Source organism: Nannocystis sp. RBIL2 (assembly GCF_026626745.1).
Lineage (GTDB): Bacteria > Myxococcota_A > Polyangia > Nannocystales > Nannocystaceae > Nannocystis.
Genome location: NZ_JAPNJW010000001.1, coordinates 4,676,025 through 4,696,676, shown reverse-complemented (window position 1 = coordinate 4,696,676; position 20,652 = coordinate 4,676,025). Strand labels below are relative to the sequence as shown.

Below are 20,652 nucleotides of genomic sequence, written 5' to 3'. Positions count from 1 at the left end.
GTCGGGGTCGCGGCTGTCCCTTCGGTCACGCCGGCACCTGGTAGCGGGCGCAGAAGTCCTGCAGGAGCTGCCACAGCTCCGGCCGCAGCCGCTGCTCGACCCCGGTGACGATGGCCTCGGGGACCTGTTTATAAAAGGCCTGGGCCACCGCGCCGGCCATGCAGGCGAGGGTGTCGGCGTCGCCGCCGAGCGAGATGGCGAGGCGGATCGCCGACTCGACGTCGTCGCTGTCGAGGAAGGCGATGATGGCCTCGGGGACCGAGCCCTGACAGGTGACGTCGAACGCGTAACCGGGGCGGATCGTGGCGACGCGGCGACGGAGGTCGTAGCCGAACCGATCTTCGATCTCGTCGCGGATCTTCCGCTTGTCGGCGCCGCGGCGCGCGAGGAACACTGCGACCGCGAGGGCCTGCGCGCCCTTGATGCCCTCGGGGTGATCATGGGTCGGCAAGGCGGTCGCGCGCGCCTCGGACAGGACGTCGTCGAGGGTGCGCATGGCGAAGCCGACCGGGCTGACTCGCATCGCCGAGCCGTTGCCGAAGCTCTGGTAGGGACCCATGGCGTCGTCCGCGAGCCACTTGCGGAACATGCCGCCGTAGCCGCGATCGGGGTAGCGACGGCCGTACTCGCGGAAGGTGGCGGCGTAGGGCTTGCGGTTGAGCAGGCAGTCGGCGACCGCGAGGGTCATCACGGTGTCGTCGGTGAAGCGGCTGTGCGTCTTGAACAGGGTGAAGTCGGTGCGCTTGATGTTGGCCTGCTCGTGGACCGAGCCGATGATGTCCCCGGCGATCGCGGCGATCATGGGGATGGAGGATACTCGCGTTCGCGGCGCGGAAGAGCCCGCCGGCTGCGGGGTTCGTCGTCGGGGAACCGCTGCGCCCGGCCCCCGGTGGTCGGAGATCTCGGTCGGCCGTCCGGTCGGGGTTGAACATGTCCTTTGGGGCATATGATAACGCGACCTCGCGGGCGCGAGCCGCGAACGCGCGTCGACGGGGGCGCGCGGGGTGGAGCAGGCCGGGCGCGGCGCCGCGGCTCGCTGCGTCCCTCCGCGGCGATCGATCGGCGCTCACGCTTCGCTCGCATGCGTGAGGCTCGTTCGCCCGGCGGCGACATCTGTGAAGCGCTGTTCTGGGTCGACGGCGGTCCCTGCGCCGGCGCGCTGCGACGGCTCGGCGTGACGCCGCTGCGGGGCCGCGCGGGCGCGGCCTTTTTAAAAGTGATTCTGTTCGCGTGGTTGCCGCTCGTCGTGCTCGCGGCGGTGGACGGGGTGCTGGTCGGCGGCGCGAGCTTGCCGCTCCTCCACGATCTGTCGACGCACACCCGGTTCCTCGTCGCCGTGCCCCTGCTGGTGCTGGCGGACTTGCCGATCGGCGCGCGGCTCGATCGCTGCACCGCGCAGTTCACCGCCGCCGACCTCGTGCGCGAGGACGATCAGGCGCTGTTCGCCGGGGTCCTGGTGGCAGCGCGGCGCGCTCGTGATTCGCGGGTCGCGGCGGTGGTCGTGCTCGCGGCGGCTTACCTCATCACCGCGGGCGTCGTGGCGCTCGGCGAGGGCGGAGTGGAGGACTCGTGGCAGGCGCGAGGTGTGACTCGCGGGTTCACTCTGGCGGGCGGGTGGTATGCGCTGGTCTCGTTGCCGCTGTTTCACTTCGTGCTGGTTCGCTGGGTCCACCGCCTGTTCGTGTGGGGACGATTCCTGCGCCGGGTGTCACGCCTCGAGCTGCAGCTCACCGCCACGCACCCCGATCGCGCCGGTGGGCTCGGCTTTCTCGGCGACGGCCTGTTGCCGTTTGCGATCCCCGTGTTCGCGGTGAGCGCGGCGATCGCCAGCGCGATCGCCACGCGCATCCTGTTCGCCGGCGCCACGCTCGAGCAGTACCACTCGAGCTACGTCGCGGCGCTGGTGCTGGCGCTCCTGTGCGTGGTGGGGCCGCTGTTCGTGGTGGCGCCGACGCTCCTGCGCCTGAAGCTGCGCGGGCTGTTGCAGTACGGGGTGTGGGGCAGCCGCTACGCGCAACGGTTCGAGGCGAAGTGGCTCGGTGCGCGGGAGGGCGACGACGAAGCACTCCTCGGCACGCCCGACGTGCAGTCGCTCGCAGATCTGGCTGCATGCCACGCGGTGATCCGAGGGATCCGCCTGGTGCCGTTCGAGCCGCGCGACATCCTGGTGCTCGCGTTGCTCGGCGCGCTCCCGGCCCTGCCCCTGGCCGCGACGACGAGCGCGGTGCGGGAGTTTTTACAAAGAGCGTTGCGGTTGTTCTTGTGAGGCGGCGTATCACCGCGGTGAGCGCGCGGCGCGACGGCGTGGGTCATCGGTGTCGTCGTCGCTTGCGACGATCTCCAGATGTTGCACGCCGATGCGCAGCTGGCTCGTGTTCGGGCGGCGCTCGATGATGCGGGCGGCGTCGCCGATGCCGGCCTCGCCGAACTGACGGCGCGCGCGGAAGATGTTGAGGTGGAGCTGGTTGCGGTCGATGCGGAGCTGCTCGAGCAGGGCGTGCTGGTGGACCCAGCCCTGGTAGGCGGGCGGGAGGTCGCGCTGGCGCAGGCGCGCGCGGGCCAGCAAGAGCAGCGGATAGTGGTGGCTGCGGGCCTGGAGGTCGAACACCCGGTCGGCGTGGGTGGCGACCAACTCGACGTACTCCTCGTCGCGGCTGACCGCGAAGCGGAGGTGCAAGTCGTCGAGCTGCGGGGCGGACGGTGCCGCGTTGGCGGTCGGCGGCAGCGCCTCGGGGAGATGGAGTCGGAAAGTGCTGGGGCCGATCTGGACGGTCTCGTCGTCGGTGATCGGGACGACCTCGCCGGCCTGGTCCATCGACCAGGTCGCGCCGCTGCGGAAGATCATCGCCGCGGGCGCATCGGGGTCCGGGAGCGCGAGGATCCCCCCGAGTGATTCGATCGGCTCGCCGCCGCCGTGTGGCTCGGCGAACGCGACGGGCTCGCCGGCGTCGACGAGGGTGTAGCCGTCGGCGCGGCCGAAGCCGATGACGCTGCCGGCCGCCAGCACGGCCGGGACGCCCGGCTCGAGGCGGCGGCCGTCGACGTGGACGCCGTTGCGACTGTGGAGGTCCTTGATGTCCCAGCAGGCGCCGGTCCAGCGGAGGACGGCGTGTTCGCCGGACACCTCGGGCTCGTCGAGGCGGATCGTGCAGGCCCGCGAGCGGCCGATCAGGTCGCGGCTGCGCAGCAGCCAGCCGGTGCTGCCGTCGGTCTTTCGCAGCCGCGCCATGCCGCGGACGACTATGCCGGGACGCGGGCGGCCTCGTCTATGTGGGACCCGCGAGCAAGCCCGCGAGCGCGAGCTCGCGGAGGAGGCGCTCGCGCGTGCGCTCGGGATCGCTGCTGCGCCGCACCGCCGTCTGCGCGTGCGCGCGTGCGACCGCGGGGCGCTCGGCGATCCACAGGCGAGCGAGCGCGGCGTGCAGCTCGACCAGGTCGTCATTCGGAGCGTCATCGCCGAGCGCGAGGACGGCTGCGAGATCGCGCTCGGCCATGTCCGGGAGACCCTCGGCGGCGGAGAGCAAGCCGCGCACGAGCAGCAGGTGGGCGAGCGCGTCGGCCTCGCTGTGGTTTTGTGGGACGAGGTCGCCGACGCCGGCGAGCTCGCGCAGCGCCGCCTGGCGGGTCTCGCGGTCGTTGCGGTGGACGGGCAGGACCGACCACACCTCGCTGAGGGCCGGGAGCAGGCGGCCGCCGAGGCGGCGCTGCAGGACGGCGGCGGCGAGCGGGCGGGTGCGGATCAGGAGCGCGAGGTCGGGGCGGTGCGCGGGCGCGAGGAGGAGGGCGGCGGCGGCGTCGATCGCCGCGGTCAGGCCGTCGACGTCACCGAGGCGGTCGCGCATGTCGACGAGGATCAGCCGCTCGCGCGCGGTCCGGGCGATGCTGTCCTCGAGGACATCCCGCGCAGCGATCGCGTCGCCCGCGGCGAGGTGGCGAGCGGCCCGGTCCCACGCGTCGGTGTCCATGGACGCGCCGGCCCGGGCGCCGAGAACCGTCACGCGGCGCAGCGTGCCCTCGGCGGGGGTGGGGCGGACGTCGGTCATCGCTCCGATCACCAGCCGCAGCGGTCCGGTGGTGGGCGGGGCTGGCCTGGCCACCCGACGGCCGCCGGCGCTGCACGTGACTTCGCCGCCGCGGAACCACCCGGCGCGCGCGACGTGGCGGCTGACAGACCTGGCCGAAGGGACATCTCGTTGGTACTGGGTGAACGGGAGGTCGCCGCCGACCGAACAACTCAGGTCCCGGTTCAGCGCGCTGGGACCGGCCCCGCCGCACACGCGCGTGCCGACCAACGCGGTGCCGGTCTCGTCCTGCACCTCGACCGACAGGCACGCGCCGCTCTCGAGGCGGTCCGCGTCGAGCTCGACCTCGAGGGCCAGCGCCTCGCCGTCCCACTCGAGCGGCAACCAGGCCGCCGGCGCAGGGCCGACCGCCGTCAGCGCGAGCTCGCCACGCTCGGCGCCGCGGCGCAGGCCGGCCGGGCGCTCGACGTGCCAGCGGCCGAGGTCGGCGAAGTCGACGTCGAGCCGGGCGCCCGGGCGGACGAGCGGCTCCAGGCGGGCGATCTGGGCGGCCGCTTGCGCGGCTTCGGCGTCGCTGCGCGCCGGGTGCTCGGCCAGGCGGACGGCCGCGGCGTGGGCCTCGACGTGGCGGGCGAGGCGGTCCAGCGCCGCGACGCTGCGGGCCAGAGCGGCCGCGCCGAGTCGCGGGTCGTCGGCGAGGTGCGCGTCGATCGCGAGCACCTGCTCGTCGTCGCCGACCGCGGACCACAGCGCGGCGGCGCGGGCGAGCACGCGGCCGCGGACGTCGGGGTCGGCGGTCATGCGGGCGAGGTCGGCGTAAGCCCCGGCGGCCTCGCGGGCGCGACCCATGCCTGCCAGCGCCTCGGCGTGGATGGTGCGCTCGGCGAGCCACGGGTCGTCGACGGGGAAGGTCGCGCCCGGGCCGCGCCCCGGCGGCACTGCTGGCATCGCGGCCTCGCCGTCGCCGAGGACCCACGTGCCCCCCTCGGGTTGCAGGCGGACGACGAGCTCGTCGGCCGGGTCGTCGTCGCTCTGGACCACCAAAAGAGAGCTGAGACCGCCGATCATCCGCGTCTCGCCGCCGTCGCCGCTCAACTGCGCGAGCAGCAAGCCGTGGTCCTCGCCGCGGCGAAAGCCCTGGAGCAGCTCGTCGTCGCCGTCGCCGTCGAGGTCGGCGGCGAGGAGGGTGCGCAGGGAGACGGGAATGTCCGGGTGCGGCAACGGCACGTGGGCGACCGGGCGCAGCGCCTCGCCGTCCCAGCGCAGCAGCTCGAACCCCGCGGGCCCGCCCAGGTGGGGTGGCTCGGGGTACTCGCTGGGCAGGGCGTGCAGGGCGTCGCGGACGACGGCCACGAGGCGCTCGTCGCCGCGGCGCGCCCCTGCGATCCCCACGACGTACCCCGCGGGTCCGCGCCAGCGCAGCCGCAACGCGCCCTCGTCATCCAGGTCGAACACCCGCAGGTCGTAGGTGTTCTGGAAGCTGGCGACCAACTCCTCGCGTCCGTCGCCGTCGAGGTCGCCCGACCACGCCGTCTCCCAGGCTGCGTCCGCGGCGTGGGTGCCGGCGTGCGCGACCGCGGCGGAGAGCGGCTGACCTGGCTCTTCGACCAGGCGGTAGAAGCCGAGGTGCGGCCAGAGGTACTGGAACACGAAGACCGGCGGCCGCCCGGGCCCGGGTCGCAGGGCCGCTCCGTAGGCGACGAGGTGCTCGGCGCGCCACAGGATGACGTCCGGGGCGTCGAGGTCGACGAGGTCGGTCCCGCGGACCACTTTGCGGGTGGTCCCCGCTATGAGGTGGTACTCGCCGAACGGCCGGCGGCCGACCTCCGCGAGCCGGTCGTCGAGCAGCACTGTCTCGCCGCTCGCCGACCCGACCGCGTATGCGGCCCGGCCTCCGGGAGGCAGGGCGTAGGCCGGCGAGAGCAAGTCCTTCGGGTGCGGGTGCCCGGCGGCCAGGGCGGCCAGGAGCGGGCGCCACGGGCTGTCCGCCGGCGTTTCGGCGAGCGCGCCCGGGAGGTCGCGCAGGGCCAGGGCGGCGAACACCGACTGAGCGCGCAGCTCGTCGTCGTCGACCCCGCGGGCGCGCAGCTCGGCGACCACGGGCGCGAGCGCCGGTCCGTCTCCGTTGGCATGGGTCGCCGCGGCGAGCGAGCGCAGCGTCGCGGTGACGTCGTCGGGGTGCGCGGCATCGACGTAGGCCCGCGCGTACGCGGCGATCGCCTCGTCGCCGCGCCCCGCGGCCCGCGCCTCGTCGCCGCGCCGCTGCCACGCCTGGGCCACCGCCCGCGTGCCGCGGTGCGCCGGATCGGCGACGAACGCCGCGAACGCGGCCTCCGGATCTTCCACCTGCCCGATCGCCGTGAGCCGGTCCGCGGCGACTTGCTCGACGCGAGCCCGCAGGATCGAGGCCCGCCACGCCAGCCCGCCGAGCACCAGCGCGGTCACGACGAGGCCGGTGAGCGCGATGATGCCGGCGATCCGCAGGCGCCTCCGCCGGCGCGCGATCGGGTCCTGCTCGAGGGCGTCGAGCAGCGCGTGCATCGTCGGCCAGCGCGCCGTGGGGTCGTCCAAGAGGCCGCGTACGACCACCGCAGCGAGCCAGGCCGGCACGCCCCGCCGCACCAGCACTGCCTGCGGCGCCTCGCGGCCCGGACGCTCGCCGGCCAGCAGCTCGTAGAGCACCACGCAGAAGCTGTAGATGTCGCCGCTGGTGTCGACGACGGCGCCGCGCCGCTGCTCCGGCGCCATGTACCCCGGCGTACCGATCACCGCGCCGACCTGGGTCAGCGGGCCCGGAGACGCCGGCGACGCGAGCTCGTCGTCGTCGCCGGCGAGCGTGCGGGCCAGTCGCGCGAGGCCGAAGTCCATCACGCGCACGCGACCGTCGACGCCGACCATGATGTTGTCGGGCTTGACGTCGCGGTGCACGAGCCCGGCGTCGTGCGCCGCGGCCAGGCCGCGCCCGGCCTGCATCGCGACGGCCAGCAGCTCGGCCCGGTCGCGCTCGCGCTCGCGCTGCCAGGCCCGCAGCGTGTCGCCCGGCACGAACTCCATCGCCAGGAAGATGCGCCCGGCGTGCTCGCCCGCCTCGTGCACCGTGACGACGTTGGGGTGGGCCAGGCGGGCCAGGGCCTGCGCCTCCAGCAGCAGCCGGGCCTGCTGCGTCGCCATGGCCGCGCCGCTGTCGAGCAGCTTGAGGGCGACGCGCCGTCCGAGCACCTCGTCGCGCGCCAGGTAGACGACGCCCATGCCTCCGCGGCCGATCGGCCCGGCGAGCAGGTAGCGGCCGATCCGCACCGGCGCCTCCCCGGACGGGCCGTCCTGCCCCGCATGCGCGCTGACGGTCACGGCCGTGCGCGGCTCGGTGGGCTCACGCGAGCTCATGGCAGCGGGCAGGCGCGCACAGGTTCATCGCGGGGTCGAGGCTATCACGGGCGGCCGCAGCCTCGGCGCGGCGCGCAGTCGATGAAGAAGAGTTCGCGGCGGGCCGAGCGCTTCGCCCGCGCGCGATCGTGGTACGTGGCGCGCCTGGTCGATCACGCACTCGAGAGGCATGTGTTGCGACGGAGACTTCGAGCGGCCCCTCTTCGAGGAGGTGCTCGCGCTGCTCGCCGGATGCGCCCGGATGGCTCGCGCGAGCGGTCCCTTCACAGCCGAGATCGGCGCCTGTTTCGACGGCCTTGGCATCTACGACCCCGACCCTGACAACCCGCCACTCGCCGAGCTGCACGGACCGCTCGGCTGACGAGTGGGGCCTTTGCCAAGAGCCTCGCTCGCATGCCCCCTACCGGAAGTTCCTGGCAGAACCCGTTGTGGATGGGCTCACAAGTCGGTCTCTACGGCAGCATCAAGGGTGTTCTCGCGTCTCCCGCGACTCCACCGGGGCCTGACTCGAGGCTTCCGTGACGCAGCGAAACCCGCCTTCTGGTGACTTGAGATTGCGAGCTTTCATCCACCGGGACGCGACCTGGAACCAAGCTGGGTCGGTGTCGTTCCACGAACCGCCACGGGCGACTGGGAAGTCGAGGCTAACGTTCGTGAGCTTGTGTTTGCGTTGGACCATCACACTGCTCGTCCATTCCCAAACGTTTCCGGACATGTCCTGAAGGCCATCTCGGCTGCTGCCTCGTGACTTCGACCTGACTGGCCACGTGCGGCCCTTGCCACAACCATTGTGGCCCATGACGACGCGCGCACAGCTCGGGGACTCCTCGCCCCAAGGGTACCTCCGCGCCTCGTCGCCGCCGCGCGCGGCCCACTCCCACTCCCACTCGGTGGGTAGCCGCTTGCCAAGATGCCTACAGTGGCTTCTCGCCTGCTCGAGGTCGACGCAGTTGATGGGATGGTCCCGGCGATCGGGTTTCCCCCAGTTGCAGTGGCCGTCCGCGTCGGGTTCGGTGCAGCTGCCCCCGTCGACGCAGCGCGCGAAGGCTGCGACGGTCACTTCGGTGACGTCGATGCACAGGGCCTTGATTTCGTGCTTGTTGCCCGTCGCGCCGTCCGCAAAGCCGCCCGGGTCCGTGCCGGCGATCACAGCCATGCCTGTGGGGCAGCTCATCTCCGACTCGATCGGCTCCGGCGGCTGCACCGGCGCTCGCTCGGGTGTCACCACGCCCAATACCTCGGGCGCTCCGCGGTCGGTGGGCGTGGTGCTGGTCCTGCAGGTTGGGCAGGGCTGCTTTGGCTTGCACTTGCCCTCGACGAGTATCTGCCCCTTGGGACAGATCGGTGGCGTGCGCATTCCGGGTTCCGGAAGCGGGGAAGCGATGACGAGCGGAACTTCGGGCACGGGGCCCTCGGGCTCCGGCTCCGGTGCGGCCCCGGTGGTCGGCGTCGCGTCGCCCTGGGGCTCTGGTCCCAGAGATGGTTCCGGTACGCCAGGCGCGTACGACCACAGTGCTGCTGCGATGATGCTGTTCACAGGGACATGTCCGAAGCGCCAGATGAACGCACGATCCGAGCGGGTGAGCCACATCGCGGCGGCCCCCACGGCGGTGACTGCCGCGAGCGCGACCGCAAGTGACCGCGCTGTTACCACCGTCGCTTCGGGCCAGGTCGTCAGCAGAGCGACGCCGACGCCGACCACCCCGGCGACCGGACCGAGCACGCCGGGGCGCGCCAAGCCTTCCGGCCTGCGCACCGCGGGCGCGAAGCCGAGGGCTCGCAGCATCGCCCGCACCGCGCGTGGGCGGTCCGGCAGGCGCCAGGGCAGTTGCACGTATCGGCCCCCCGTCGGGGTGTCGGCGTCGACGAAGCCGCCGACGAGCCCGCGAATGTGCTGCGCGTCGTGCTCGAGCAGGCGGAAGAGCTCGCCTACGGCCCGGTCCGGCTCCACCCACAGGTCGAGCATCGCGCGTTCGCCCGCGAGACGCAGGCCGGGCAACGTCTCGCGCCAGTGAGGATCGCTCCGCAGCGAGGTGGCCTCGATCTCATCGCATCGCCATCGCCACCATGCGAGCGCGTGCATCAGCAGGCTTTGCTGCGCGAGGCCTTCCGCGTAGCGCTCTCCGCGAGAGAAGCGTGAAAATGCTGCGGCGCGCGTCGACTGGGTCCACTGCAACGAGCTCGCCGGGCCAGGGGCGCGCCCCCGTAACATCGGCAGGTCCCACGGCATGACGTCGAGCCTCAGCGTGTTGCGCAGCGCCAAGGCCTCATCTTCACTCACTCGGCGCATCATGACGGCGCAGGCGATCTCCCACGCGAGCAGGTCGCCCTGCCCCGAGCGCCGGACGGCGCGCAGGCCGGCGAGGTGCGCGACGATGTCCTGCGGCGCGAGGCGAGGCAGACCGAAGCGTTGCAGCAGTTCCGCGAAACCGGCCTTGCTGCCGAGGTCGCCGACAGCGAGAGACTCCCAGTCCGCGAGGTCGGCGAGGCACGCCATCACGCGCGACCGCTGATCGGCGTTGCGGTGGTGCGCGACGAGGACGGCGCCGTCGGTCAGCACGACGACCCGCGCTCCTCGGTGCCGGGCGCCGAGCTGCGCCGGTGTCCGGCGGTTGCCGTCCTCGAGCTCGAGCAGCTCGGGAATCCCCGAGAACATGGCCCGATGGACAGGTAGGCCCGCGCTCGTCAGCGTGCTTTCGATCTCGTCAGCCAGGCGAAGCGCATCGCGCTGAACCCGGCTGCGACGATCGATCCACAGCCATACGCCGCGGTATGCGCGGGCTTGTTCGAAGTGAAGCGACAGGAGTCCCCCACGTTCGGCTGTCGCGGTGACAGTACGCTCGGCGTCGAGGCGATCGGTAAAACTGTCCGAGAGAGCCTTTCCAATCCCCCAGACCAGCGCGTCCTGGTCGGCGCGGCTGAGGATGAGCAGCCCACGGCTCGGCGGCGTCTCGGCGCCCGCTCGCGCATCGCCGCGGACACGCGGGGCGGGGAGGGGCGGCGGGAAGCGGGGGCGCGCGAGCGCGGCGGCGAGGAGGCCGACGGCGAGTCCGACACCGAGGGCGCCGAGCCCGAAGAGCCACCACGGACAGGGCGGCGTCGATTCGGGGGTGGTGGGCCCAGGCTCGGGTGCCTGTTCAGGTTCCGGCTCGTCGAGAACCGGTCCCTGCTCTGGTTCTGGTTCTGGTTCGGGCTCCTGCCCAATTTCCGGGGTACGAGGCCACAGGACCGCGAACAGCCCCATGGTGACGACAAGCGGTGCGAGCACCCGCAGAGATCGTCGCCATGAACGTCCTGCATCCCCGCGCTGCGGGAGCTCCAGGTGCCAGGCCGGCGAGGATCGCGAAGGTGACGGAGCTGCGGGTCGCGGCAACGTGGCGACCCACGCGGTGAAGCCTTCCTCGACCGCGCGCCCCAGCTCCGTTGACTTGGCGAGTAGCGCCCGCATCTGGCGGCGGAGCGTGTCGCGTCGATTCTCGACGAAGGCAGTGAACGCGAACGGCTCGCCTGGAGCCCCGGCTTGCTCGAGCAACCACTCGAGGCGCACACGCTCGAGTACGCCGGTGTCGACGTTCCGCGCCGCCAACAGCGCGTACAACCGCTCGAGCTCGCCGTAGGGCAGATCAGCCAAGGCTCTCCCTCGCACTCGAGTCTTTCACCAGGGCCGAGAGCAGCGGCAGCTCGCGCGTGGGGACCTTCGCCAGGTCCTCGGCGCGCACACTGCAGGCCTGCAGCGCGGCGAGCCAAACCAGGAATTCGGCCGTCGCGGGCGGCTTGTGCTGGTGCGCCAGGAGCTGCCGGCGGACCTCGAGGAAGCGCCTCTGGGCCGTCTCACTCAGGGCCTGCTGTTTCTGTAGTTCGCGCCGCGCCGCGACGGCGTCGCGCAACACTTCCTCGCTGAACTCGATGCGATGCACGACGCAGCGGCGCAGGAACGCGTCGGGCAGGCGCTTTTCGGAGTTACTCGTCACGACGACGACGGGCGGCGGCGCATTGCGATCGGCGGTGATCACCTCGCCTGTCTCCGCGACCCTGAAGCTGTACTGGTCGAGTTCGTGGAGCAGGTCGTTGGGGAAATCGCGCGGGGCCTTGTCGATTTCATCGATCAGCACGATCGCCGGTTTTCCGGAGCGGATCGCCGCGAAGGCGCGCCACAACGGGCCTTTCTCGATGAACGACTGCTTGTCGATGCGCGCGCCGTCGCGTCGCTGTGCCTCGTGAAAGTAAGCGACCGTGTCGAAGCGATAGAGGAGATCGCGGGCGGCGCTGTTCGACTTGACTTCGAGGGTGAAGGGCTGCTCGGGCTGAAGGCCGAACTGCCAGGCGAGGTAGTACGCAAGCTGGGTCTTGCCGGTCCCAGGCTCGCCGGTCAGCAGCAGCGGCGCGCCGACCGCGAGGGCGACGTTGACGGCCTCGGCGAGGTCGTCGTCAATTTGAAAGCACTCGGCAGCGGCAGCGAGGTCATGGAGGCGCCGGGGGACGTTGCGCTGGGCGAGGAAGGCCGGAGGCCGAGGAGGTTGTCCGCGGCGAATCAGGGCGAAGGTCATCGGAATTCCTCGTCGTCGAGAGTTTCAGGAGGGTCGTGGACGCGGGCGCGGGCGAGTCGATCCCAAGTCTGTTCGCGGTGTTCGACCGCCTCGATGCGCTCGACGAGCGCCTCGAAGCGGCCGCCCGTCGCGTGAAGCAGCGCGTCCGCGACCGCACCGATCTGGCAGGAAGGACAGCTCGAGTGATGCTCGAGGTAGTCGACGAGGTCGCTGCGCTGGACAGGGAGAAGCTCGGGTAGCGCCGTGTAACTCGCGGTCGCGGTACGGGCGACGTCGTCCGGTACGCCCCGCTCGAGGAACGCCCCGAGCTTGCGACAACCGGGGGCCGACGCGGCGACGCACAGCGTCGCTACGATCCGACCCTCCGCTGGGCAGTGCGCCCCGAGCCTCTGAACGTGGTAGCGCAGCCACGCGAGCAATTGCGTGCGCTGCAGCGGCTCGTCGGTGCCGACCACGCCCCAGTCGATCCACAAGATCTTGCGGGTCCCGCGATCCGTGTGAATCGACGTGAAGCGGATCGTCAATGCTCCGCCGAGAGTGCCGCCGAGCGAGATGTTGAGGGCGCTACAAACGACGTCGTGGAGGCTGGTCTCGAGGTCGTGTCGCGGTTCGGGCAGGAGCAGGCGGTCGCGGACGACGTGGATCGTCGCCCGCACTTCCTGGTCGCACGCGTCCTCGACGTGCTGTTCGAGCAGGTCAGGGAGCGCGACGATGCCGTGCGGCGCCTCGCCATAGGCGATCACGGCCTCGACTCGGCGGGTCTCGTGGCGCGCGAGGTTCTGCAGGAGGTCTTAGAAGCGCAAGCGCTGATTGCGGCGGTCGACGTGTAGCCGGGCGCGTCCGGTGTAGAGCTCAGCGGGCGCGGGCGTGGTCCTCCACCCGCGGTAGCGCGTCATCGCCTGCATCGTGCCCGCGCGCGCGCTTGCCTGCTCGCGCGTGACGACGTGCAGCGCAGAGACGGGGTCATGACCCTCGCCGAGCAGAGCACGGAGCCACTGGCGCCCTCCGGCCTCCGCTTCGGAGCCGAATCCCGCCGTCCATGGGGCGATCACGGCTTGTGGTCCCGGAAGGTCACACAGCCCCGGCATCAAGGCACCGGTCCTCGGGACGGCGACGTTGAGATGGACGACCTTCGCCGAGGTCTGTAACTCGCGTAGGAACAGATCGAGCCGGACGTCCTCCTGGGCGCCCTTGGGACGATCAAGACGGAGCGTCCACCGCCCGCCGTGGTCGGACGCTTGGGCGCACACATACACGACGTCGGCCCGTGGTGCGAGATCCTGCACTTTGGACCATGTGTTCGCGGTCAGGATATACGAGCCGAGGAGGGGCTGATCGACGACCTTGCGCCACAGATCCGTGAGCAGCGCGACGAGGTCGTCGCGGTGCCGGGCCGGGTTGAAGTTCGCGGTCCGGCCGATGTCGGGGACGATCAGCAGCGTCGTGCAGGGCGCTTGAAGGTGGACCTGCGCATGGTTGCGAGCGACCTCGAAGGCTGCGAACTCGAACAGCCAGCCGTCGTCCGCGAGCCAGTGCCCGTCCTCTGCGAGCAGCGACCATGGCAACGCGCGCAGCTCAGGGTCGGAGAAGCGCAGGCGGCAGCGGACCGGGCGACGCGCGGGGCCGATCCGCAGGGCGGGTTCATCGGGCTGCCGGAACAGACTGCGGAACAGACGGTGATAAGCGGCCTCGCCGGGGAGCCCGAAGAGCAGGGTCGTGAGCGCCTGACCGATGGCGAGCGCGGCGGCGCCGTCGAGCGTCGGCCCACGTTCGCGCACCCGCTGGACGATCGCCGCGATGCCCGGCGCGTCGCGGGAGTGCACGAGCGCGGCGTCGTTGTGGAGGTGGAAGCGGAGGCGAAGGACATCGCCGTCGCGGTCGCCGACGATGTCGAGCTCGGCGCGCTCCTGGTTGGCCACGAAGACCTGCCCCAATGGTCCGGGGAAGGGGGCGAGACGGGGAATGGTGCCAGGCGCGGGCGACGGCCGGGCGGAGGGGCCCGGTGGATGCGAGGACGCGCCCCAGGCCGTAGCGGCGCGGGCGATGTCGTCGCCGCGGCGCGGGAACTTGGTGCGGAGCCGCTCGAAGAAGTAGGCGTCGATGTGTCCGCGGCGGCGCAGGATATCGAGGCCACCGAAGATCGTCGCCGAGGTCGACGCCGTGCCGCTGGGGAACTCGGCGACGAGCTCGGGACCATCGGGCCCGAGGGACATCCACTGGCGAAACGAGTCGCCCGAGGTGAAGAGCGAGAGTAACAGGCGGTGCAGCAGCTCCGCAGGATCGATCCGCACGTCGTCGCGGCCTTCGGAGCGGACCATGATCGCCTTCAGTGCGCCACCGGCCGGGGACGATCAAGGGGGAGAACGGGGTTCGGGAAATTTCGACGAGGTGTGCTTTTCCACCGGTCGTTGCCGGCAGGACGACGACAGATCAGAGCGAAAGCACTTCAAGCGCAGCAAGAACTTCATCGGGATTAAACCCTTGCTGAATCGACGGTCTCAAAGACCTTGACGCGCTCGAGTTCGCCAGGAGACGCAGCGCCAGCCGCTCTGCCGCCGGCACCGTCCAGGTAGCAGCACCTCCATCAGAGAAAGAGGTTGAGCAGGTGCTGAAGGACCCGGCGCAGGAGCGCGGCGGCAGCGAGGTGAGCGACGCGACGGAACCACTTTGCGAGCGTGGGGCGCAGCGATCGGCCAGGTCCGCGAGGAGCCGAGCGGCGGAGGATCTTGGGATGGTGCATGCCGGCAAAGTAGCGCCGTGGGCCCTGTCGTCGACGGTTATCTGTCGGTTGTGCACGGTGCATGCACTGTGCACACTCGTCGCATGGGACGTCTTGCAGCGCACTTCAGCGACCGTTCAGCGGACGCCGTGGCCCTCGAGCTTCACGCACGCTGGCCAGCCGGACTCGGCGAGCGCCCCGCGAACCCGCGTTCACTCGGCAACCGGCTACGCGAGCTCGACCGCGGCGCGAACCTCGAGTGGTGGCGCAAGCGTGGGCCGCTCATGCAGTTGCTCGCGCGGGTGCTCGAGATCGACGAGGGAGAGCTCGAGCCGCTGCTGAACGACGCGACCGGGACGCCAGAGACAGCCCCGAGGTTCGCGGCGATCGGTGAGCTGCGTCCACTGGCGCTCGAGCGCGAGGAGCTGTTCCCGGGGCTCCCGGAGGAGGCGCTGGCACCCGAGCGCTGGACGCGGCACTGGTGGCACCTCTCCGACGGAATCATGCGCGACCTCGTGGCGCGTTGGCACGAGCACCACTCACGCGCCGCGGTGGTGCGCAAGCCGACCTGGGAGGAGGCGCTGCCGGATCTACCGCGCTCCGGACGCGTGCTGCTCGTGCTCGACGCGCCGCCGCGTCTTCCTCTCGGAGTGTCGCCAGAGTCCCCGCTCGCGCACCTGCCGGTCGTCGATCTCGACGCAGAGGACGCGCCCGGGAGCGGCTCCCTGGGAGACCTCCCCGGGCTGTTTCTGTGCGTGCTCGCGCCGTACGACGTGGGCTCCGACATGGGGGTGGCGACCGCCCCGGACGGTTGGCAAATGCTCCACTGGCCGGACCCTGAGCGGTGGATCGAGTCACTCGCCGCGTGGGCCCGAGAGCGTGCACGAAAAGGGGGCGGACTGCGCAAGAAGTCCGCGCGCACGCGGCTTCCCGAAGCCCTGCAGCGTTACGCGCGGTGGTTCGACGGCCCGCGCGAGGCGCTGGAGCTGTGCGCGCTGTTCGACGAGATCGGCTGCAGAGAGCACGACGGCCGCATGCTCGCGCGCCGGTACCTCCAGTCGCTCTGGCGAGTACACGAGGGGGCACTCGGCTCGCGCTACGCGTGGCTACGCGAGCAAGGATTCTCGACGTTGCTCGCGCTGATCGAGGAGGCCATGTTCCGCCACGGCGAGGCATGGCTCAAAGGGCTGCCCCGCGCAGCTTGGGAGGCGCTCGTGCCGGTCGAGGCGCTGGCGCGCGACGTGGACGGGGCGCGCGCGCTGTTGCAGCGGGGCGAGCTGACCGAAGCGCTGCGGAAGCAAGTGCTCGCCAAGCTCGAGCCGAGCACCCGGCGTCTGGTCGAAGACCTGGTCGTTACCGGCACGCTGTGTGCGCGTGCGGGCGGCAGGTGGAAGCTGACGCCGCACTGGCTGGCGATGTGCCTGCGCGAGGCTGTCCTCGAGGACATGTTTTCTGCGTCCTTCGACGTTTGGACCGCGCGGCTTGCCCAGCCCGTGGTCGCCAATCTTGCCGTGCAGGCACTGACGCGATGTCTCGCGGCCGGCGATTTCACACGGCTCGATGAGGTGCTCGCCCGTACGACCGACCTCGAGTACACGCACCTGCTCGCGGTCGACACGTGCGTGCGCGCGGCCGGGCTCGCCCTCCTGCATGGGGCAGAGCTCCCGCGCGAGCGGCTGGCGGCGCTCTGGCGGGCGCTCGGCCGCACGCTGCAGTCCGGCGGGCCCGACGTGCTGCCGCAGCTGCCGTTCTCGGGCACGTCGGACCAAACGAATCTCGGAGACAGGGTGCTGGCGGTCGCCTGCATGCTGATCACCGAGGTCCTCACGGAGGACGAAGCGGGCACGTTCGCGACGCTTTGGCGACCCGACTCGGACCCCCTAATGGCGTGGGCGATCCACGGCCCTGTGGCGGTTTGGTTCGGTGAGTTGTGGAAGCGGCCCCGATCGCAAGCGCTCGACGGCCTGCTTCGCCTCGGCGCGCGGATCCTCGCCCGCTGCGGACCCCCCCGCGCGGAAGTCCGCGTCAACGAGCTCGTGCTCCCGGCGTGGGTCACCCGCGAGCTGCTCACAGACGAGCCGGCAGTCGAAATTTGGCGGTACCTGCGGACCTGGCGCATCGCTTCGGTGCTCCCTGCGCTCATGCAGCGGCACTGCGAGCTCGTCGGGTTGCCGTTTGCACAGGTGATCGAGCGCGCCTGGCAGGCGTGGGATCCATCGGCGCACCATGGCGAGCCGCACCCGTGGTCGAGGTGGGCTCGCGACGCTCTGCGGCAGGCGGCGCTCGTGTGGAAGTACCTCCCGGTAGAGGTCATGCGTGGCCACCTTCGTCCGCATCTGATGGCGCCCCAAACACAGCTCTATCCGAACGCATGGCGACTGTTCGAGCGCGTGCAGTGGGATGCCTGGCTGGAACTCGCCCAGGAGGATCCCGACCTGTCCAACCGAGATGAATGGGTGTCGGCCTGGAAATTTGCGCCGGAGGATCTGGTGGCGTCAGCGCTGGCGAAGGGGCTGTTGGAGGCGTTCCCGCGTGGAGTCTTCGGGATTGCGTGGCAGCGCCTCGGGCAGGTGCTGCCGGGACAGCTCGCCGAACTGAGGCGCGAACGTCCGCGAACCGCCTGGTCGTTGCTGCAGCAGGCGCCGGAGGCCCAACGCGAGGTCTGCCTCGGCTTGCTGCTCGCATGGCTCGACACGCTCGACGTGGACGAGATGGCGCAGGCCGAGTCGTTCTTGCGCAGGATTCTGGCGACCCGCGGTCCGCTCGCTCCGCGGGCGTGGGATGGGCTCCGCAGACTCAGTGCTCGCTCTCGCTGACGCGTCGGCACAGCGACCGGGGATGCGCGCGCCGTGATCCACGTGGGAGGCATGTCGGGGGGCGGCGGCAGACCCGCAGAAGTTGGTGGCCATGGGGTGGCCGTCGACCAGAGTTGAGCGGGCCCTGGCGGCCCGAGCGGGACCGGCCCGTTTCGCTGTCGACGCCCGCTGTTCGGAGATCTCCAGCGTTTCGCGGAGCGGGGGCGTTTTTGGCGAAGCGGGCCGGCGAAATTGCGGCGATCGCCGCGATCGGCTCTAAAGGAGCTCTGCCGGCCGGTTTTGCGGGATGGTGGCCGTTGGTGGCCATTTGGTGGTCATCGTCCCGCGCTTGGCGACGACCGCGGCCGCCCGGCGCGCCATCTCTTCGTCGCGCGTGTGGACGTACCGGAGCGTCGTCTTCATGTCGGCGTGTCGCGCCTGGGCCATGATGGTCCAGACGTCGGCGCCGGCGTCCGCCATGGCGGTGACCCCGCTGTGGCGGAACTTGTGGGGCGTCCACACGGGCAAGCCTGCGCGGGTCTGGACCTGTCCCATGCGCCACATGATGCTCGCCCGCGTGTGGCGCTGGCCGGTCTCGTCGCGGACGAACACGTGGTCGCGAGATCCCCGTCGCGGGAGATCTCGGAGCGCGGCCTCGAGGTCGGGCGTGATGCCGACCGGCTTGACCTTCTTGCCCTTCGGCCGCCAGGGCTCGCCGCCCGAGAAGTTGTGGCGGACGGTGATGAGGCCCCTGGCGAGGTCGACGTCGCCCCAGCGGAGCGCGCAGACCTCGGACACGCGCAGGCAGGTGTCGGTCATGACGAGCACGAGCGCGACGTGCTCGGGGCTGAGGGACCTCGCGGTTGCGACCAGCAGCCCGATCTCCTCGGCCGTGTAGGCCGGGGTCTCCTTGCAGGGCAGCCCCTTCTCGGAGGCGATGCGTGGCGCCTCGGCGAGGTGACCGAGCTCGGCCGCCATGTCGAGGAGCTTGCGGACCTTGGAGATGATGGCGTTGCGGGTCGCGGTGGCGAGCGGCTTGATCTTGCGCCGGAGCTTCAAGACCTCGGGGCGACGGATCGCGTCGAGCGGCAGCTCGCCCAGCACCGGTGCGATGTGGTCGCGCCAGATCTGTCGCCACCCCTTCCGCGAGCCGGGCGCGAGCGTCTCGAGATAGCTCTCGACGTCGTCGAGCCAGAATTCAGCCAGGGTCAGCGCGCTGGAATCCGGGGTCCTTGGGATCGGCTTGGGTTCAGGGGGCGGGGGCTCCTCTCTCGCGGGCGTGGTCGCCATGTGCTCCCGCAGCACGTCATTCAACATCCGATGACCCCACGCGATCGCGGCCGCGCGGTCCATGCCGGCGGGCGCGGTTCTGCGGGGCCGTTTCCGGCTCCCGTCGGTGGAGGGCAGAGTGAAGGTGACCTGCATGCGGTGCTTGTCGCGCGGATGGGGTCGGGCAGTGATCTTCACTTGGCGCTTCGCTTGCTGCGATGCGCTGTGGCTCTCCGCGAGGAAGGAGAGCACGTCTTCGCGCGTCCAGGCAAGCCGGCCGGCCACCCGCCGCGGGGTCGGGAGGGCGCCGCGGTAGACGGCGTTCTTGATCGCCTTCTCGGAGCGGCCGAGAGCGCGGGCGAGATCTGGGATGTAGAGGACGAGTGGGGGCTGGTCCGCTGGGTCCTCGGCGCTCCGCTTCATCGTCCACCTCCCTTCACGCGTCATCCTCCGGGCAGGCGCCATCGCTCGAGCTCGGACGCTCGGAACGGTGGGCCATGACCATGGCCTTTGAGACAGGTTGATTCCTCGCGCTCGAGGTGAGCGCTACGCGTCGGCTGTCATGCGCGCTTCTTCGCCACGCTCAGCGCGGGTGAGCACGCCGTCAGGGCGAGCCTCGTGGCGAGCGTGGTCACCAACTGCGGCGCGGCTCGAGCACCCGGCGGTCCGAGTCGGCTTCGCACGCGTCGGGCTCGAGCGACGCGCGGCTCCTCGCCAGGTTCGATCGGGACTGCGGCGTCGCGACCTGCGCCGACGCGCGTGGGCGTGGGCTCGGCGGTGGTCAGCCTGGTAGGTGCTGCGAGGGCCAGCGAGGTGGTGGGCTCGGCCTGAGGGACGTCGGGTTCGCGCGGGCGCAGCTCGACGTCGACGCGCGTGACTTGCGGGACCTCGGGCTCCTGCGCGCGCAGTTCGACCTGGGCGGAGTCGATCGCGGTCGAGTCCGTCGGGTTGTCCAGGCGCGCCTCCGTTCTCGGTGCGCGACGGCGACGACGGCTCTCGCCTTCTTGCCGCGGACTTTCGACCCGGCGGATGCCCATCAGGTGGTGGCCGGAGAAGGAAGTCGCGGCGACGAACGTGCCCGCGTCCGTCTCGACCTTGACGGTGGGCGGCGACGTGGGCGGCGCGGGCGCGGCCCACCAGCCTGGCGCCGCTGCTCGGTCCTTCGGGGCAGGGTTGTCCTTCGGGACGTGGTCACCAGCGGGTGGCTCGGCGCGAGGGGGTTGCTCCTCCCACCACGGGCGCTCCTTCTGGTCCGGGCCCTTGCCGTCGTTGAACAGGGAGTCATCGACGATCCCCCAGAAGATCCCGCGTAGGATCGCCCAGATCACATCCAACACCTTCACGACGAGGCACCGTAGCACGCCGCTCCGAGAGGCCATACGCGGCCCGAAAGAATTTCAGCAGGCGCGCCGACTGACCATCTTCGGGGCCGGGGACGCTGGCGCTCGTGTTGCTGTCTCGAAGGACATCCGCGGGATTTCTTGGGATGTCCCTTAAGACATCAGTGGATGTCTTTGGGGACATCCAGTGGTGTCCTTTCGGACATCCGGTTGAGCGCTGTCGCCCCTCCGGGCCGGCCGCCTGGTTGGGCGCGCTTCCACGACTGGGCTTAGTCCGCGGCTTCGCGGGGTGCCTTGCCCCGCTCATGGCCGTGCCGAGCGCGCGGGCGATCAAGGTGCTGGCGTGCCGGACCCACCACGACGTGGCGCCGAGGCGCGCGCGGGCAGCCACGGCCAGGCGGCCGACGATCACGCCGACGCTTGCGAGGTCCTGGCCGAGCTCGAGCTGGTGGACCGCCGAGCGCGAGCGGGCAGCGCTGTGCGCACTCTTGAACCGGCGTTTGTCGTGATCACGACAAAGCCCGGCAGGGCGGCCGCGCGCGGGCCCGATCTAAATCTGTCCCCGAGGACAGTCGA

Annotated in this window: 13 protein-coding genes; 3 read left to right on the top strand and 10 right to left on the bottom strand. The window is 71.3% G+C overall.

Annotation, left to right across the window (positions count from 1 at the left end; translation table 11 throughout):
• Positions 1-25: 25 nt before the first annotated feature.
• A complete protein-coding gene (locus OV090_RS18470; RefSeq protein WP_267705078.1) occupies positions 26-802 on the bottom strand; it encodes an ADP-ribosylglycohydrolase family protein in 777 nt (258 codons plus the stop codon).
• Positions 803-1,081: 279 nt separating this feature from the next.
• On the opposite strand from OV090_RS18470, the gene OV090_RS18465 reads away from it, so the two are divergent.
• A complete protein-coding gene (locus OV090_RS18465; RefSeq protein WP_267705076.1) occupies positions 1,082-2,266 on the top strand; it encodes a hypothetical protein in 1,185 nt (394 codons plus the stop codon).
• Between the two features lie 9 nt (positions 2,267-2,275).
• Here the strand turns inward: OV090_RS18465 and OV090_RS18460 are convergent, their stop codons facing one another.
• Both OV090_RS18460 and OV090_RS18455 read right to left on the bottom strand, forming a co-directional pair.
• Entirely contained in the window at positions 2,276-3,229 is a 954-nt protein-coding gene (locus OV090_RS18460; protein WP_267705074.1) for an FHA domain-containing protein, read from the bottom strand.
• Between the two features lie 37 nt (positions 3,230-3,266).
• Positions 3,267-7,406 carry a serine/threonine-protein kinase gene (locus tag OV090_RS18455; RefSeq protein WP_267705072.1) on the bottom strand — a complete coding sequence of 1,380 codons (4,140 nt, stop codon included), beginning with the start codon at positions 7,404-7,406 and terminating at the stop codon, positions 3,267-3,269.
• Between the two features lie 211 nt (positions 7,407-7,617).
• Here OV090_RS18455 and OV090_RS18450 point away from each other — a divergent pair, with 211 nt between their 5' ends.
• A complete protein-coding gene (locus OV090_RS18450) occupies positions 7,618-7,767 on the top strand; it encodes a hypothetical protein (RefSeq protein ID WP_267705070.1) in 150 nt (49 codons plus the stop codon).
• A 102-nt stretch (positions 7,768-7,869) separates the two neighbouring features.
• Here OV090_RS18450 and OV090_RS18445 read toward each other — a convergent pair whose 3' ends face one another.
• The 5 genes from OV090_RS18445 to OV090_RS18425 all read right to left on the bottom strand — a co-directional run bounded on the left by OV090_RS18445 (position 7,870) and on the right by OV090_RS18425 (position 14,693).
• A complete protein-coding gene (locus OV090_RS18445; protein WP_267705068.1) occupies positions 7,870-11,037 on the bottom strand; it encodes an SUMF1/EgtB/PvdO family nonheme iron enzyme in 3,168 nt (1,055 codons plus the stop codon).
• Positions 11,030-11,953, bottom strand: coding sequence for a MoxR family ATPase (locus OV090_RS18440; RefSeq protein WP_267705066.1), 924 nt, complete (start codon positions 11,951-11,953; stop codon positions 11,030-11,032). Before OV090_RS18440 ends, OV090_RS18445 begins: the two co-directional genes overlap by 8 nt.
• The gene (locus tag OV090_RS18435; protein WP_267705064.1) at positions 11,950-12,696 is read right to left on the bottom strand and encodes a hypothetical protein; all 747 of its coding nucleotides are present in this window, start codon (positions 12,694-12,696) and stop codon (positions 11,950-11,952) included. Before OV090_RS18435 ends, OV090_RS18440 begins: the two co-directional genes overlap by 4 nt.
• Positions 12,697-12,744: 48 nt before the next feature.
• A complete protein-coding gene (locus tag OV090_RS18430; protein WP_267705062.1) occupies positions 12,745-14,271 on the bottom strand; it encodes a hypothetical protein in 1,527 nt (508 codons plus the stop codon).
• Between the two features lie 266 nt (positions 14,272-14,537).
• Positions 14,538-14,693, bottom strand: coding sequence for a hypothetical protein (locus OV090_RS18425; RefSeq protein ID WP_267705060.1), 156 nt, complete (start codon positions 14,691-14,693; stop codon positions 14,538-14,540).
• 83 nt (positions 14,694-14,776) lie between these two features.
• On the opposite strand from OV090_RS18425, the gene OV090_RS18420 reads away from it, so the two are divergent.
• Entirely contained in the window at positions 14,777-17,488 is a 2,712-nt protein-coding gene (locus OV090_RS18420; protein WP_267705058.1) for a hypothetical protein, read from the top strand.
• A 255-nt stretch (positions 17,489-17,743) separates the two neighbouring features.
• Here OV090_RS18420 and OV090_RS18415 read toward each other — a convergent pair whose 3' ends face one another.
• Positions 17,744-19,159 carry a site-specific integrase gene (locus OV090_RS18415; protein WP_267705057.1) on the bottom strand — a complete coding sequence of 472 codons (1,416 nt, stop codon included), beginning with the start codon at positions 19,157-19,159 and terminating at the stop codon, positions 17,744-17,746.
• A 137-nt stretch (positions 19,160-19,296) separates the two neighbouring features.
• A complete protein-coding gene (locus OV090_RS18410) occupies positions 19,297-20,079 on the bottom strand; it encodes a hypothetical protein (RefSeq protein WP_267705055.1) in 783 nt (260 codons plus the stop codon).
• Positions 20,080-20,652 lie beyond the last annotated feature (573 nt).

Excerpts from the sequence above, each read along its gene's own strand:
- OV090_RS18470 (WP_267705078.1), bottom strand. The coding sequence starts at position 802 with ATGATCGCCGCGATCGCCGGGGACATCATCGGCTCGGTCCACGAGCAG.
- OV090_RS18465 (WP_267705076.1), top strand. The coding sequence starts at position 1,082 with ATGCGTGAGGCTCGTTCGCCCGGCGGCGACATCTGTGAAGCGCTGTTC.
- OV090_RS18460 (WP_267705074.1), bottom strand. The coding sequence starts at position 3,229 with ATGGCGCGGCTGCGAAAGACCGACGGCAGCACCGGCTGGCTGCTGCGC.
- OV090_RS18455 (WP_267705072.1), bottom strand. The coding sequence starts at position 7,406 with ATGAGCTCGCGTGAGCCCACCGAGCCGCGCACGGCCGTGACCGTCAGC.
- OV090_RS18440 (WP_267705066.1), bottom strand. The coding sequence starts at position 11,953 with ATGACCTTCGCCCTGATTCGCCGCGGACAACCTCCTCGGCCTCCGGCC.
- OV090_RS18430 (WP_267705062.1), bottom strand. The coding sequence starts at position 14,271 with ATGGTCCGCTCCGAAGGCCGCGACGACGTGCGGATCGATCCTGCGGAG.
- OV090_RS18425 (WP_267705060.1), bottom strand. The coding sequence starts at position 14,693 with ATGCACCATCCCAAGATCCTCCGCCGCTCGGCTCCTCGCGGACCTGGC.
- OV090_RS18420 (WP_267705058.1), top strand. The coding sequence starts at position 14,777 with ATGGGACGTCTTGCAGCGCACTTCAGCGACCGTTCAGCGGACGCCGTG.
- OV090_RS18415 (WP_267705057.1), bottom strand. The coding sequence starts at position 19,159 with ATGAAGCGGAGCGCCGAGGACCCAGCGGACCAGCCCCCACTCGTCCTC.